Origin of the sequence: Burkholderia sp. S-53 (assembly GCF_025560745.1) — a bacterium.
Lineage (GTDB): Bacteria > Pseudomonadota > Gammaproteobacteria > Burkholderiales > Burkholderiaceae > Burkholderia > Burkholderia pyrrocinia.
On sequence record NZ_CP090483.1, the window covers coordinates 2166351 to 2180506 of the forward strand.

Genomic DNA, 14156 nt, shown 5'->3' on the forward strand with positions numbered 1-14156 from the left:
GTGACTCAGGTAAGACCCATATAATACTTGCTCGCCTCCGTCAAAGTCAGGGTTGACTGTTCCCTCATTCCATGAGCACACCGTTCGCTTCACCGGCTGCCCAGGCCGCACCCGCCTCGCTCCCCGTATTCCCCCGCCCGTCCGCCGCCGATTTCGACGCGCCGGGCGCCTGCATGCCGCTGCCGCAGTTCGGCGTGGTCGACGTGGCCGGCGACGACGCTGCGACGTTCCTGCACAGCCAGCTGACCAACGACATCGAGCATCTCGATGCCGCGAGCGCGCGGCTGTCCGGCTATTGCTCGCCGAAGGGGCGCCTCCTCGGGTCGTTCCTCGCGTGGCGTGCCGGCCACGGCGTGCGCCTGCTGGTGTCGAAGGACGTGCAGCCCGCCGTGCAGAAGCGGCTGTCGATGTTCGTGCTGCGCTCGAAGGCGAAGCTCACCGATGCGAGCGACGCGCTCGCGGTGGTCGGCTTCGCGGGCGACGTGCGCGACACGCTGTCGGGCATCTTCGATGCACTGCCTGACGGCGTGCATGTGAAGGTCGATGGCCCGGCCGGCACGCTGATTCGCGTACCCGATGCGGCTGGCCGCAAGCGCTATCTGTGGATCGGCCCGCGCGCGGATGTCGACGTGCGCCTCGCCGCGCTCGCCGGCACGCTGCCGGTCGTGTCGCCGGCCGTGTGGGACTGGCTCGACGTTCGCGCGGGCGAGCCGCGCATCACGCAGCCGGCCGTCGAACAGTTCGTGCCGCAGATGGTCAACTTCGACGTGATCGGCGCCGTTAACTTCCGCAAGGGGTGTTATCCGGGCCAGGAAATCGTCGCTCGCAGCCAGTACCGCGGCACGATCAAGCGCCGCACCGCGCTCGCGCACGTCGCCGGCGAGACCGATACCGTGCATGCCGGCGTCGAGCTGTTCCACAGCGACGATCCCGGCCAGCCGTGCGGGATGATCGTCAACGCGGCGGCCGCGCCCGCGGGCGGCGTCGACGCGCTCGTCGAGATCAAGCTCGCCGCGCTCGACAACGGCACCGTGCACCTCGGTTCGGCCGACGGCCCGGCACTCGCGTTCGACGCGCTCCCGTACGCATGGCCGACGGAAGCGTGATGCACTGACAACCCGTTCGCGCGCCGGCTCGCGAGTCGCAGCCGGCGCCCGATGTTTCCTGCGAGAGATTCGCCCGATGTGCCTGATTGCCTTCGACTGGCAGCCTGATGCCGCCGCCGGTCCCGTCTTTACCCTGACCGCCAACCGCGACGAGTTCTTTCGCCGCACGAGCGCGCCGCTGTCGTGGTGGGAGGATGTGCCGGGCGTGCTGGCCGGCCGCGATCTCGAAGCCGGCGGCACGTGGCTCGGCGTATCGCGCGACGGCCGCTTCGCGGCGCTGACGAACTACCGTGCGCCGTTCGACATCCGTGCGGGCGCGCCGACCCGCGGCAAGCTCGTGTCCGATTTCCTCCGCGGCCCGTCCGTCGCGCCGCTCGACTACCTCGGGCAGCTTGCCGAGCATGCGGCCGTGTACAACGGCTTCAACCTGCTCGTCGGCGACTGGAAACGGCGCGAACTCGCGTGGCTCTGCAACCGTGCACCCGAGGGCGAAAGCGCCGTCGCCGCGCCGGTCGCGATCACGCCCGGCGTGCACGCGCTGTCGAATGCGCGGCTCGATACGCCCTGGCCGAAAGTGGTGCGCAAGCGCGCCGAGCTCGGCACGCTGCTTACCGACAATCCGACCCCGTCGCTCGACGAACTGATCGATCTGATGCGCGACCCGCATGTCGCGGACGACGACGCGCTGCCGCACACGGGCATTCCGATCGAGCGCGAGCGCGCGCTGTCGGCCGCGTTCATCGAGACGCCCGAGTACGGCACGCGCGGCACGACCGCGCTGCGCGTCACGCTGAAGGAAGGCGTGCGGCTGACGGTCGAGATCAAGGAACGCTGCGACGACGACGGTTCGCACCGTACCGTCCGCCCGGGCGCGTTCGAGCGCGCATTCACGTTCGACCTCGACGCAACGCGGCCGCGCTGAACGCGCGCGCCCGGCGCTACGGCGCGCGCGTCATCTCGACGTGCGGCACGCCGGCTTCGACGAACGGTTCGCCGACCGCGGCGAAGCCGTGCCGCACATAGAACGACACTGCCGAATCCTGCGCGTAGAGCCGCACGACGGTTTCGCCGCGGCGCCGCGCGCCATCGAGCAGCGCATTCAGCACCGCCGACCCGACGCCCTGCCCGCGCGCGTCGGCCAGCACGGCGACACGGCCGATCGTGCCGGACGGCAGCAGCCTCCCCGTCGCGACCGCGCGACGCGCCCCCGTCGCCGTGTCGATCCGGTACGCGACCGCATGGAGCGATAGCGGATCGTCGTCGTCGAGCTCCCATTCCGGCGGAATCTGCTGCTCGCGCACGAATACCGCGTCGCGAATCCGCGCGGCGTCACCGCCCAGTACCGTCCAGTCGCCCGTTTCCACCACGCCGTCCGTCATCTCAATCCTCCATGCGGCGAGCACGTCGTCACACGCCCGCCGTCAAACGTCGTCGAATGCGGCCTTCAGCGCCGCGATCGCATCGGCATGCGCGGCCCGCACCTCGGGCACGTAGCCGCCCATCTTGAAGAATTCGTGGATCATTCCCGGATAACAGACCAGCGTAACCGCATTGCCGGCCGCGCGCAGCTTGTCCGCGTACGCGGCGCCCTCATCGCTCAGCGGATCGTATTCGGCCGTCGCGATCCATGCCGGCGCGACGCCCGCGAACGACGGCGCGTCGCGCGTGCCGTCGAGCGGCGCGAAGCGCCAGTCGTCGCGGTCTGCCGGATCGCGCACGTATTGCGTGAAGAACCACTGGATCGTGTCCTGCGACAGCAGGTAGCCGTTCGCGAGCCGTGCGTGCGATTCGGTGTCCTGGTAACCCGTCACGCCCGGATAGATCAGCATTTGAAGCGTCAGGCGAATGCCTGCGTCGCGCGCGAGCACCGCGCAGACGGTCGCGAGCGTGCCGCCCGCGCTGTCGCCGCCAACCGCCAGTCGCGCGGCGTCGATGCCGAACGCGGCAGCCTCGCGATGCAGCCAGCGCAACGCGTCGTCGGCGTCGTTGACCGCGGTCGGAAACCTGTGTTCGGGCGCGAGCCGGTAGCCGACCGACAGCACCGCGCATTGCGCATCGCGCGCAAACATCCGGCACAGCGCATCGTGCGTGTCGACGCTGCCGACCGTGAAGCCGCCGCCGTGGTAGTAGACGAGCGCGGGCAACGGCTCCGCGAGGCTCGGCTCGACCGGCAGGTACAGCCGTGCGCCGATCGTGCGGCCGTCGCGCGTCGGCACGACGCACTCCTCGACCGAATGCATCGGCGCAGGCGCGACGTCGAGGATCGGCGCGCTCTTCTCGTACGCGGCGCGCGCCTGCTGCGCCGTCTGGTGGTGATAGGACGGACGTTTCGCGCGCTCGATCATGTCGAGCACCTGGGCGATCTTCGGATTCAGCGGCATCGGTGAGGACGGCGCCTGCGCGGCACCGTAAACGGTCAAGCGTCACATGATGCCATGCCCGCGTCGGGTGGGCGCTACGCGCGCTGCGCGTCGAAATCCCGGCCCTCAGGCGTCCCGTGAAGCGCGCCCGGCACGCAATCCCGCGCCGCAAAACAAAACGGCCCTGCCGGTGAGGAGGCAGGGCCGTGCGTCCGAGTGCTTACGCGTCGCTCGGGCCGGGCTGCGCGTCCGGCGCCGTGCGCGAGCGTTGCCGCTTGATGTCGCGGCCCACCGCGAGCCGCCGCATGTACTTGAACGTACCGAGCGCCTTCGCGACGAAGTTGCCGTCGCTATCGCGCACTTCGCCTTCGCAGTAAGCCATCGTCGTCGAGCGATGCATCACGCGCCCGTACGCGCGCAACTCGCCGCGACCCGGCTGCATGAAGTTCACCTTCATCTCGACCGTGACGACGCCGACGCCGTCGTCGGTCAGGCTGCGCGCCGCCATCGCGAGCGCGATGTCCGCGAGCGTCATCGTCACGCCGCCGTGCGCGATGCTCCACGTGTTCATGTGCCGCTCTTCGAGCGGCAGCACGAGCTCGCTCGCGCCATCCTTCGCGGACACGAGCTGCACGCCGAGCAGGTCGACGAACGGGCTTTCGATCGACGGGCCGTCCGTCGGGGATGCCGCGTCGCTCATCGTGCGCTGTCGACCATGTAGTCGACGCACTCGCGCGATTCGGCCACCGCGACGACGAATTTCTTCACTTCCTGGTGAACCGGGTGCACCTGGTACGCGTCGAGCGCGGCCTTGTCCGCGAAATCGGACACCAGCACGATGTCGGAAGTCGCATCGAGGCCAGGCGTCGCCACGCCGACGTCGATCTGCAGGATGCCCGGCACGAGGTCGCGGCAGCCTTCGAGCTTTTCCTTCAGCTTCAGCGCGTTCTGCGCGCGCGTCGCGCCTTCCGCCGATTCCTTCAACTTCCACATGACAATATGTCTGATCACTTCGTTCGCTCCAGTTCGTGTTGGTTCGGCGATTTGCCATGAACCCTTACCAGTCGGGCGTTTCACGCCTTTCAACAGTTCGCTAACGTTCGCCGGAAATCGTGTTCAGCCGAGAAAATAGGGGGTATAAATGGGGGTATCATTTCGACCACCCAAAGACGATACCCTCTTTTTCACCGTGCCACTTACCGACATCAAGATCCGACAAGCGAAGGCAGGCAACAAGCCTACCAAACTTACCGACGGCAATGGACTGTATCTGTTGGTGAATCCATCCGGCTCTAAGCTATGGCGGTACAAGTACAGAATTGCTGGGAAGGAGAACCTCTTCGCGATCGGCGAATATCCCACCATCAGCCTTCAAGACGCGCGCGCGGCACGCGACGATGCCCGTGAACTCGTCAAGAAGGGATTGCATCCGTCTCACGCGCGGCAGGAAGTACTGTCCGCGCGCATCAACGAAGGCAAAGCAACTTTCCGCGCCGTCAGCGACGAGTGGCTTGAGAAGAAGCGCAGGACGTGGACCGAGCGACACTATGGCGAGATCCTGCGCATGCTTGAGACCGACGCGTACCCCTTTATCGGTAGCCGACCGATGCGCTCAATAACCGCACATGACGTTCTGTCCTTGGTGCGCCGAGTCGAAGAGCGGGGATCTCCTTCCGTCGCGATCAAACTGCGACAGTACGTGTCGAATGTGTTTCAGTACGCCGTTATCACTTTGCGGGCCGATTCGGACCCCGCGTCGGTTTTGCGTGGATCGGTCGTAAAACCACCGACTGAGAACGCACGTGCGCTGAGTCGCGACGAGCTGAAGGCGATATTCCGGCAGCTCCCCACCTACAAGAGCAAGCGAACCGTGATCGCGATACGGTTACTGATGATGCTCTTTCCCCGCACGATCGAACTTTGTCGTGCACGATGGGAAGAGATTGATCTGGGTGCTGCCGAATGGAAGGTCCCGGCGGAGAAGATCAAGTCTCGGCGGCTACACATCGTTCCGTTGCCTCGACAAGCACTGAGCCTGCTGCGCGAGTTGCAGGAGATGTATGGTAATCGCGGATACGTCCTGCCGATCCTTCACAGCAACCGGAAGCTACCCCACATGAGTCGAGCGACGATCAACAGAGCGATCGACTACATGGTCCCTGATAACCCTCAACCGATTACGGGTCACGACTTTCGAGCAACCGCGTCCACCCAGCTTCATGAAATGGGTTGGAAAGACGAAGTTGTTGAAATGCAGCTTTCACACAAGGACAAGGACAAGACGCGCGCGACATACAATCACGCGAAATATCTGCCGGACCGCCGAGAAATGATGCAGGTTTGGGCCGACTGGCTTACTCAGCTCGAAACAGAGGCATTGGCCGGCGCAGCACTCAACGGGACTATAGACAATGCCCGATGATGCAGCAGTATCTGCACCCTATCCAATAAGGCTCCACACGAAAAGCGACGCCTAGACCTACGCCGCCGCGGCCCTGTTTTCACATCCGGTCAATGGCCGTCGCATACGCCTCACAGACGCGCGGGAAGGGTTCGGGACAAAATTTTTCGAGGCTGCTGGGTGCGAATAGGATTCGCGACGCACTCGGCACCTGGAATCGTCTCGACGTCGCCTTCAGCACTAGCACTAGCAAGACGTACGTTTCTAGATACAGGTGGCAGGACGCCCGCATGCCCTGCTCGCTGTAAATCGGGCCGTTGCTTTGCCACAGTACCCCGTTGGTCGAATCTCCTCGCGCGTGCGAGAAGTTGCTAAGGCGCTGATAAAGATTCCTTGCCCACGCGACCCCATCCTTATTCTCTGCCTCTGGAAAGAGGCCCCCACCGGCAATCGATCTCACGTGCGCCTCAAGCGCAGTGAACTTGGCAGTTGCGGCGAGCTTCGGCAGTGTCTTGCGAAACGCAATTTCTTTGCCGCCCTGCCACGCAAGCCACGTATCCGCTGATCGCGACAAGGTACATTCGCATGCAAGAACCGTTGCCTCCAGCGCATTTCTGAGCGCGCCAATCGCCTGCTTGTAAAAACCGTGGAGAAGGTTGAATAACGCCGCAGAAAAGTCGTCTGCACAATCCAGCATTGCATCCGTGATGATCGATCGACGCGGGAAGGACTCCACCCATCCCGCCCAAAGGTCGTGAAGCAACTCGACCCATTCGCCCAAGTGACTTGTCGTTCGGATCGCGACGTCATCGGGTAAGGTCATGATTCCGTCCCACGCCTCCTCCGAGATCAAATCAGAGGGCGGCGGATCGGGCTCGCCATCCGACGAAGCAAAATCATCGGGTTCCAACACCTTCCGGCGAGCGCGAAAATCGTCGGAATCAAGCGGGCGTACCATAAACCGCTCCAGAGTCGATACGACTCGAATGATAGACCGATCGGACACACGGACGCTGGGCGCGGGTAGCAGTCTGACCACTTCGAGGGAAAAGCATGGACACAGGAAACATTTCGGCCGTCATCTCGGCAACAGCGGGCATCAGTGGCGTACTGCTGGGCAATTCGTTCGTCGCCGTTAAAGAATGGCTAACGAATAGGTCGAGGCGCCAGAAGGACACTTCGTATCTCGCGATCATCGTCGTGTCCCATTTGGACCGTTTTGCCAACGGCTGCTTGCACGTCGCGCTCGATGACGGCACCGAGTATGGCAGACCCGCCGGCCGCAACGAGGAGGAGTACGCGCCAACCACGACGCCACCTGAGTTTCAGCCGCTGGACATTGATGTCGAGTGGAAGGTGTTGCCGAAGGATCTCATGTACGCAATTCTGCGGCTTCCTGACCAAAAGGAGAAAATCCAAAACACGCTCGCCGGCATCGCGGAATTCGACGACGACTATCCAGACCATACCGAGTATTTCTGGACTCGGAGACGCGCCTATGCCGATCTAGGCCTCCAAACGTCAGACCTAGCCCAGCGACTCCGCCGCCATGCCGGGATGCCGCTCGAATTGCCCAAGCCAGGCGAGTGGTGCCGCGATGAGGACTTGAGTGATGTAGTTAAGAAGATCGACGATAAGCGAGATGCCCACAACCGCCGCATCGCCGAAATGACCGCCAAGCGCGTTCAGGGGACGCGCGCCGGAATCGAGCCGGCCTAAACGGCTTTGGAGGCCGCCTATATTCATTACAAATCAAATAGTTATATTCATTAGACGCCCACCCAAACCTCTCGACACATTCAAGTTGCTGCCTTCTCGGTGAGTTATGGGCTGCACGCGCCCCACAACCGCCATTTGGGCGGGCGTGGCGTTGACGGCAGCTTCGAGTGTGTTGCATCGACGGGTTGAATCCACAAGTTGCAACGGCCACTCGTGCTGTCACGTATCGGGCGTGCTTCGGTCTTGCGGCCCACGAGGAGAGCGTGCCGAGCCGGGCAGCAGCCCAGCGCCCCGGAAAGGAGAGACGCTGAGGTCCACAAATTTTTACACTGCCGTCAACACTTGCGACGAGCATTGCGAAGATTTGATTATTTGTTTTCCACATCGCAAAAAGTCCTTGCCTTCGAGTCAGCCCGGCCTATAAACAAGACAATCACTTCCAGTGAATAATTTCAACAACTCAACGGCAAATGATTATTTAAATATCAACTAAAAACGTGACGCTCGCGACCATGCATACCTCCATCGCATTTGTGCGCATCCATTCGATGCGGACCGCGCACTTATTTTTCCGCCCGCGCTTGCATACACATTAGCGAAATTAATTAGGCATTCCAATGTCTTTCCTGCGGATCACTCTATTTTCGACGTGCAGATGCTTTTGTGAAAAAGTTAATTTTTCCATTTTATCTTACCCCCTAACATTCCATTTGGGTTGCGCCAAATGGGATATAGGCGGCTCGCATACAGCGGAACACGCCATGGCGACCGATGCGCATCGGCAGATGCGAAATCTCTTTTCTTAAAGAGAGGAACTTTAAATGGCTTTTAACAATGCCCTTACCCCCACTTGGGTTGCCCCAAACGCTCCAATCGGCTGGTGGTATACATTTGGAGCAAGTCACGGAGCCCAAGCCGCATCAGCAGACGCAAAGACTCCTGACTCTTTGATGTGGGCCACCAGGCAAGGCACAAGGGTCGAGGAGAATGGAAACGTAACGTATTTCGTCGATTTCTGGAATGACGGCCCGCGATGGTGCTATCACAATCTCATGGGCGGAGGTTACGTATGAAAATGACTGTTATCACGGAAAACGGTGAGATCAAGGCCTTTGCGCATGGAAGTAAGGTCGATCACACGAAATCATACTCGGTAGGAAACGACACTGGGTCGCGTGCTGGACTACGTGCGCTGCCGGGGCAGGAAATCCATGAAGTAGAGGTCCCTGACGATCTCGAGAAAATTGTAGATGGTCAAGTACTCCATGACCATCTGCGTAAACTCATAAAAAAATAGCTCTTTTATCAAGTCCGAAAAGAGCGCGACGTAGACGATTGCATCCATCATCACACCATATCCTCCGCCGTAATAAGAGAACTTTTTGCGGCCACGCGCCAGGATAGGCTTGACGTTGTGTGCGTAGTCGTCGTTAGCAACCAGGTATGCCTCGATCACGCGGACGACCGCATCCTGGTTGCTCTCTTTGAACAACAGTGTTTAGACTTGGATCTCCTCACTCGCGGCAGTTGGGATAAAAGCGTCGACGGATGTCTTCTATTGGCTGCGGATTCAACCCATCCCGTAGTTCAGGGGACGGAATGAGAGGCGAGAGCCTTGCCCGGCAAGCCTCACGCCCCGTGCTGTAGCAAATTTGTAGCACGCAAAAGCCCGCTTGCAGCGGGCTTTGTTGCTTCTGAGCATCGCGCACGCTCGCTCAGTTGCAAAGCAACGACCGTGCCTCACTTCGGACAATCGTCGAACTCGCCTAGTCTGGACCCAGATAGTGTCGCGGATAGGTCCACTGCCTGATTGGTTACAAAAATCCCGCCGCAGGGCACAAAACCGAAGGCCGCAAAAATTGGCTACGCGAACCAGACGCCGGCGGAGTTGGGCAAACTGACACCCGCTCTTGCCTAGTCAGATTCCGAATCGCTCTCGCAAAAACGGCACCAGACGTTCTGCTATCCATGTGTGTGTGCGCGTCGTCGGGTGCAGCGTGTCCCAGAACACAAAACGTGCCGGATCGCGGCAGTCCGCGCGCGGTGTCTGCGCGGCCAGGTAGGTGAACGACGACGGCCTCGGGATGTCGAGGCACGACCGCTTCGCATCGTCGAAGCCGTATTGCGCGGGGTGGCTCAGCAAGTCGTCGAACAGCGCGTACGCATCGAACACCTCGAGCCGTAGCGTCGCGCCGTAGCGGGCGCGCACGGCGGCCGTCGCGTCGACGAGCCGCTGGTTGTAGTCCTTCACCTGCGCGGCGACGCTGGCGGTGTCGGTGCGCGTCGCGAACACCGGCGCGCGCGACACGTCCGGCAGCGTGACGAGCAGGATGCGCGTCGCGCCGGCCGCAGCGAGCCGCTCGAGACTGTCCCGCACCGCGTTCGCCGCTTGCTCGGGCGTGCGGCCGTAGTTCACGAGATCGTTGCCGCCCGCGAACACCGCGAACAGCGTATTGGCGGGCCGGTAGTCCGGCGCGCGATCCATGTATTCGCGCCACGAGTCGATCTGCTGCACGAGGCCGGGCACAACGAGATACTGGTCCGTCGCAGCGCCGCCGATCGCCCAGTTGTAGAACGGCAGGTGCAGCGCGTTCGCCACGTACTCGGCCCAGACTGGTCCGTTGCTGAAGCGCCCCGCATGCCAGCTGGTGCCATTCGGCAGCTTCCACTGGCTCGCGTTGAACATGTTCTGGGTGTCGGACAGGCTGTCGCCGAACACGATCAGCTTGTTGGTGCGCTCGTCCTGCTGCGCGCTGTCGATGGTCCAGATCGTGTAGTTGAACGACAGCGCGTTGTTCGCTGCGACAGCCTGCGTCAGGTTCGCGCGGATGCCGCGCGCGGCGAGCGTCTTGCGGCAAACCTCGGCGAGCGTGTCCTGCGTCGTCGTGCTGTAGAACATATTTTTCCACTGCATGACGCCGTCCGCCCACCAGTAGCCGTTCACACGATACCAGTCGCCGCTGCCGGGATCGCGCGCCCACTCGTAGGTCGCGGCTGGCTTGAGCGGGTCCGTGTCGATCCGGTACCAGCAGCGCAGGTACGTGTAGGTGTCGGCACCTCGCCGCGCGGCGCGCTGCGACGCGACCGGCGCGGCCAACGGCTGCTTGCCGGGCTCGGCGAGCGGGCCTGCCGGTGACAGCGTCATGTCGCCGGTCGGTGTCGACAGAGGGGCCGGGCCGGCCTTGGCGAGCGCGGGAAAAATAGCGAACGCCAACGCGGCGCTAAGTGCCGCGACGGCGGCACGGTGAATAAACAAGGCAAGACGAGAATGATTCATGATGCCCTCGGGTTATTTTGATTGCGCCGCCGACGACTACGCACGCGGCGACCAACGCACGTCAGTCGCACGCCCCCCACGGGCGGGCCAGAATGGGGAGCGTTCGTCACGAAAAGTGGGGGCCGCGTCGTAGGTGTCGCCGTCGTTCCACACTTGCATTCACACGGCCGCGCTTGCTTATCTCGCCATCGGCAGCGGCGGCTCGCCCGCCGTCGTTGCGTTGCGCGCCCAATCGGCGAACTCGCTATCGTAGCTGCGACCGATGTACGCGACATAGTTCTCGTAGCCGCCGTAATCGCCCGCACGGAAGCGTGACACGATCGTGTCGACGTCGGCGCGATGACGCTCGAACATGAAGCGCGTTGCCATGTAGCCCCACCGGTATGCACGCGCGACGTAGTCGCTCGACGAGTAACGCGTCTCGAGCACGTCCGAGAACCGGTATGCGCCCGTCTGCGCAGCGTCGATCGATTCCTGATTGTCGTTCTTTCTAGACAGATATTCGGCGACGCCTTCGATCCACCAGACAGTCGGCTTCGCGGTGCTCGCCGTGAAGTCGCCCGCCAAGTTGTAGCGACCGTCAAGATAATGTGTAAACTCGTGCTCGAGGTTCCACACCTTGAACTCTGGTCGGAGCCACGACGCCTCGTGGGCGATGAAACGCGCCTGATTGCCGGGCGCAGACGGGTCGCCCTCGAGATACATGCCGCCGTTGTCGGTGCTGATTCCGTAGATTACCGAAGCATACTTGCGATAGTTCGCGTAGTCGTCGAAGACGACGAACTCAATCGTGTCGTTGCGATCGCCCACGACCGGCTTGCGTCCGGTCTTCATCATCCGGTGGAAGTAATCGTCCTGCCGCGCGACCGCCGCACATACCGACTGCAGATGCGGTACCGTCATGTCCTGCGCGAGGATACGCACGCTCGTGTTGCACGCGTAACGATGCGTGAGCACCGCGTCGGTCAGCCGCTTCTTGTAGTCGCACGTGCCGTAATCCGCGCAGTTGCCAGGATCGCCGTAGTCGACTGCTTCCGCCGCCGCGAGCCACAGATCGCTGTCCGCGCCAGTCATGCTCGTCGAAGCAAGCATGGTCTGGATCATCGTTTTCACGCGCGGCTTTTGCGTCGGATATCGGAGAAAGCGAAACGCTTCGCGCGCCGCATCGGCGAGCTGGTAGGCGGCGCTTGTGTTCGACAGGCTCGCACGGTTCGCGACGGCGAAGCGATTGAGCGTCTCCGGTAGCGTCGCGTCGCTGTTGAGCATTTGCCGCGCGTCGCTGCGCTGATGCGCGTAGAAGAACACCGTCAGCAAGCCGGTGAAGCCGTCCGCCGCACTGCGCTGCAGCAGCGGCGCCGCCGCCTGCGGATTCGTCGCGCTCGACGTATAGAGCGCAACGCGGTTCTTCAGCGTTGGCAGGTAGTACGCCTCATCCTTCATGTTCGTGATGAGCTTCATCAACTCGTTCGCGGTGCTGGGTGCACGCGAATTCTCACGGTAGAGTGCATCACCCTCGAGGCTTTGTTTGATATACGGACGCAGCGACACCGCGAGATTCGGAATCGGATCGGCGATGCCTGACACATCATATTGGTAATAGGCGGAACGCAGATAAATCAGCAAATTGACCAGAATCAAATTGCTTGCGTCATAGCGATATACCTCCTGCACGAAACGACTCGCGACGGCGTGCACGTTCTCAGCATTGAAAATCTGTGCGGCCAACGCTTTGTCGACGGAAAACAGGCCGTAATGGCATTCGTAATCGGGAAGGTTCGCGATGTAGTCGGCGAGTGCTGCGCCGCGATACTGGGTCATCACTAACATGTCGCGACAATCGGCGCCCGGTGCGCTGCGTTTGCTGCGCTTGGTCGGTTGCTGTTGCTGCGAAGGCTTAGTCAATGCCGCGCGGTCCTGCTCGCTGACCGGAAGGTTGTACTTGGCCTGTTCCGGCGAGACCGGCAGATTCTGCGGCACGCGCGGCATTCGCGCTTGCTTTTGCTGCGCCGGCTGCGTATCGGCCCATGCCGATCCGATCAAAGCCGCGGATACCGACATTGCGACGGCAGCGGACCAGCGAAAGATCTTGCTAGACACCTTGGTTATTGGCATTTGACTTGTCCTCGGCAATTTGGAAAAGCCAAATGTATATTTCATTTGCCTTACATGTCAATTTCAATTTCTAGTGAGAAACCGTCGACGAATCAAGGGCTCGCGATGGCGACGCTACCCGCCAGGCCCCGTTACCCATCGACTTATACACAATTTCCAGCTTGACCGCCGATACGTAACCTCTGCAATTTCTTTGCGGCGACATGAACCTCTTTGAGTCCCAGCCAAATAGATTTCGCGCCGGGTTTGCCGGCGCCCTTGCGACCGAGGAATCCGCCCAAGCGCGCGATCAAGCACAGTACCTCATTGAGCTTGGGCTTGCCCGATTGCTTGACGTCGATCAGCCAATACGCACCACGAATTTCATCGACATCGAAGAACCGTTTGGTCTTACCCCGGCTTGGCGGACACTTTAGCCACTTGAACCGAGGAGTCTGAAATGGGTAAAACCCGCCCGCCGCATTCCGCCGAGTTGCAGTGCATTCAACAACCCGTCAGAATTGGGCTTATAATTTCCGATCTTGCATTACTGCTACCCCAGTCGCAAAGCAACTTTCAGTGGCCGACGACACAGCAGCATCTATGCATTGTCTAGCAAGACTCCGCTCCCGTAATCCACGCCAACGCCAACCGAACGCAAACATTTACCCAAGTTAGTAGAAGCGTGCAGCACGCTGGATATCGGTGAGCGTTTCCGGGATCGTCTGCTTGAGCCATTCGAACACCTGCCGGCTGGTCAACGCCCATTTGAACTGCCGCACAAACTCCTCCAAGTGATGCTGCACGACACGATATAGGTTGATCAGCTCGCCATTGACGTCGTTGACCACTTCGACCTTCGCTGGCGGACGCAGGAAATACAGTGCGGTCCCACCTGCGAACACTTCGACATAGCAGTCGTGCACCGGGAAACGCGGAATGAGGTGATCTGCAAGACGGCGCTTGCCGCCGATCCAAGGGATGATGGGTTTTTCCATTGTGAAAGCCGTTTTAAAACTTGGTGTAGAATCCGGCCCGCCTACGTAGGTAAGCAGGGCCTTGGCTGATTCACTGGCACAGACAGTGGAAAGGCGACCGGGCGAATGCTCCAACATTCCCCCGGCCGCCCTGTTTCTTCGTATGGTTGTGTAAAATGCCGCTCGCCTGAGCGATGGCACTCGCGTTGACGGTCAGGGCTTTGG

The 14156-nt window shown here is 61.5% G+C and carries 12 protein-coding genes and 2 pseudogenes; 4 read left to right on the forward strand and 10 right to left on the reverse strand.

The window, feature by feature from the left end; translation table 11 throughout:
- Positions 1 to 71 precede the first annotated feature (71 nt).
- Positions 72 to 1106, forward strand: a complete 1035-nt coding sequence (gene ygfZ / locus LXM88_RS14980) for a CAF17-like 4Fe-4S cluster assembly/insertion protein YgfZ (RefSeq protein WP_262532526.1) — start codon at positions 72 to 74, stop codon at positions 1104 to 1106.
- A 76-nt stretch (positions 1107 to 1182) separates the two neighbouring features.
- Complete coding sequence (locus tag LXM88_RS14985; protein WP_262532528.1) at positions 1183 to 2028, forward strand: NRDE family protein; 846 nt, start codon at positions 1183 to 1185, stop codon at positions 2026 to 2028.
- Positions 2029 to 2044: 16 nt separating this feature from the next.
- On the opposite strand, the gene LXM88_RS14990 is transcribed toward LXM88_RS14985, so the two are convergent.
- From LXM88_RS14990 to LXM88_RS15005, 4 genes are all read right to left on the reverse strand, one after another.
- A complete protein-coding gene (locus LXM88_RS14990; RefSeq protein WP_262532530.1) occupies positions 2045 to 2485 on the reverse strand; it encodes a GNAT family N-acetyltransferase in 441 nt (146 codons plus the stop codon).
- A gap of 42 nt (positions 2486 to 2527) precedes the next feature.
- On the reverse strand, positions 2528 to 3487 hold the full coding sequence (locus tag LXM88_RS14995) for an alpha/beta hydrolase (RefSeq protein ID WP_262532532.1): 960 nt from the start codon (positions 3485 to 3487) through the stop codon (positions 2528 to 2530).
- Positions 3488 to 3686: 199 nt separating this feature from the next.
- A complete protein-coding gene (locus tag LXM88_RS15000) occupies positions 3687 to 4166 on the reverse strand; it encodes a PaaI family thioesterase (protein WP_262532534.1) in 480 nt (159 codons plus the stop codon).
- Positions 4163 to 4477, reverse strand: coding sequence for a Dabb family protein (locus LXM88_RS15005; RefSeq protein ID WP_262532536.1), 315 nt, complete (start codon positions 4475 to 4477; stop codon positions 4163 to 4165). The genes LXM88_RS15000 and LXM88_RS15005 overlap by 4 nt, the downstream gene beginning before the upstream one ends.
- Positions 4478 to 4607: 130 nt before the next feature.
- On the opposite strand from LXM88_RS15005, the gene LXM88_RS15010 reads away from it, so the two are divergent.
- On the forward strand, positions 4608 to 5888 hold the full coding sequence (locus LXM88_RS15010) for a tyrosine-type recombinase/integrase (RefSeq protein WP_262532538.1): 1281 nt from the start codon (positions 4608 to 4610) through the stop codon (positions 5886 to 5888).
- Between the two features lie 79 nt (positions 5889 to 5967).
- Here the strand turns inward: LXM88_RS15010 and LXM88_RS15015 are convergent, their stop codons facing one another.
- Positions 5968 to 6825 (reverse strand): hypothetical protein, encoded by an 858-nt coding sequence (locus tag LXM88_RS15015; protein WP_059991416.1) that lies wholly within the window; start codon positions 6823 to 6825, stop codon positions 5968 to 5970.
- 95 nt (positions 6826 to 6920) lie between these two features.
- Between LXM88_RS15015 and LXM88_RS15020 the strand changes: the two genes are divergently transcribed.
- The gene (locus tag LXM88_RS15020) at positions 6921 to 7586 is read left to right on the forward strand and encodes a hypothetical protein (protein ID WP_262532543.1); all 666 of its coding nucleotides are present in this window, start codon (positions 6921 to 6923) and stop codon (positions 7584 to 7586) included.
- A gap of 1183 nt (positions 7587 to 8769) precedes the next feature.
- On the opposite strand, the gene LXM88_RS15025 is transcribed toward LXM88_RS15020, so the two are convergent.
- From LXM88_RS15025 to LXM88_RS15045, 5 genes and pseudogenes are all read right to left on the reverse strand, one after another.
- On the reverse strand, positions 8770 to 9078 hold the full coding sequence (locus LXM88_RS15025; RefSeq protein ID WP_262532545.1) for a hypothetical protein: 309 nt from the start codon (positions 9076 to 9078) through the stop codon (positions 8770 to 8772).
- Between the two features lie 426 nt (positions 9079 to 9504).
- Positions 9505 to 10731, reverse strand: a complete 1227-nt coding sequence (locus LXM88_RS15030) for an SGNH/GDSL hydrolase family protein (RefSeq protein ID WP_262532547.1) — start codon at positions 10729 to 10731, stop codon at positions 9505 to 9507.
- A 309-nt stretch (positions 10732 to 11040) separates the two neighbouring features.
- Positions 11041 to 12975, reverse strand: coding sequence for a collagenase (locus LXM88_RS15035; RefSeq protein WP_262542853.1), 1935 nt, complete (start codon positions 12973 to 12975; stop codon positions 11041 to 11043).
- Positions 12976 to 13118: 143 nt separating this feature from the next.
- A pseudogene (locus LXM88_RS15040) lies at positions 13119 to 13355 on the reverse strand (IS4 family transposase); the annotation flags it as partial.
- 276 nt (positions 13356 to 13631) lie between these two features.
- A pseudogene (locus LXM88_RS15045) lies at positions 13632 to 13952 on the reverse strand (DNA adenine methylase); the annotation flags it as partial.
- Between the last annotated feature and the right edge of the window lie 204 nt (positions 13953 to 14156).

Coding starts and splice junctions, on each gene's coding strand:
- ygfZ (WP_262532526.1), top strand. CDS start 72: ATGAGCACACCGTTCGCTTCACCGGCTGCCCAGGCCGCACCCGCCTCG.
- LXM88_RS14985 (WP_262532528.1), top strand. CDS start 1,183: ATGTGCCTGATTGCCTTCGACTGGCAGCCTGATGCCGCCGCCGGTCCC.
- LXM88_RS14990 (WP_262532530.1), bottom strand. CDS start 2,485: ATGACGGACGGCGTGGTGGAAACGGGCGACTGGACGGTACTGGGCGGT.
- LXM88_RS14995 (WP_262532532.1), bottom strand. CDS start 3,487: ATGCCGCTGAATCCGAAGATCGCCCAGGTGCTCGACATGATCGAGCGC.
- LXM88_RS15000 (WP_262532534.1), bottom strand. CDS start 4,166: ATGAGCGACGCGGCATCCCCGACGGACGGCCCGTCGATCGAAAGCCCG.
- LXM88_RS15010 (WP_262532538.1), top strand. CDS start 4,608: ATGGGGGTATCATTTCGACCACCCAAAGACGATACCCTCTTTTTCACC.
- LXM88_RS15015 (WP_059991416.1), bottom strand. CDS start 6,825: ATGGTACGCCCGCTTGATTCCGACGATTTTCGCGCTCGCCGGAAGGTG.
- LXM88_RS15020 (WP_262532543.1), top strand. CDS start 6,921: ATGGACACAGGAAACATTTCGGCCGTCATCTCGGCAACAGCGGGCATC.
- LXM88_RS15030 (WP_262532547.1), bottom strand. CDS start 10,731: ATGACGCTGTCACCGGCAGGCCCGCTCGCCGAGCCCGGCAAGCAGCCG.
- LXM88_RS15035 (WP_262542853.1), bottom strand. CDS start 12,975: ATGCCAATAACCAAGGTGTCTAGCAAGATCTTTCGCTGGTCCGCTGCC.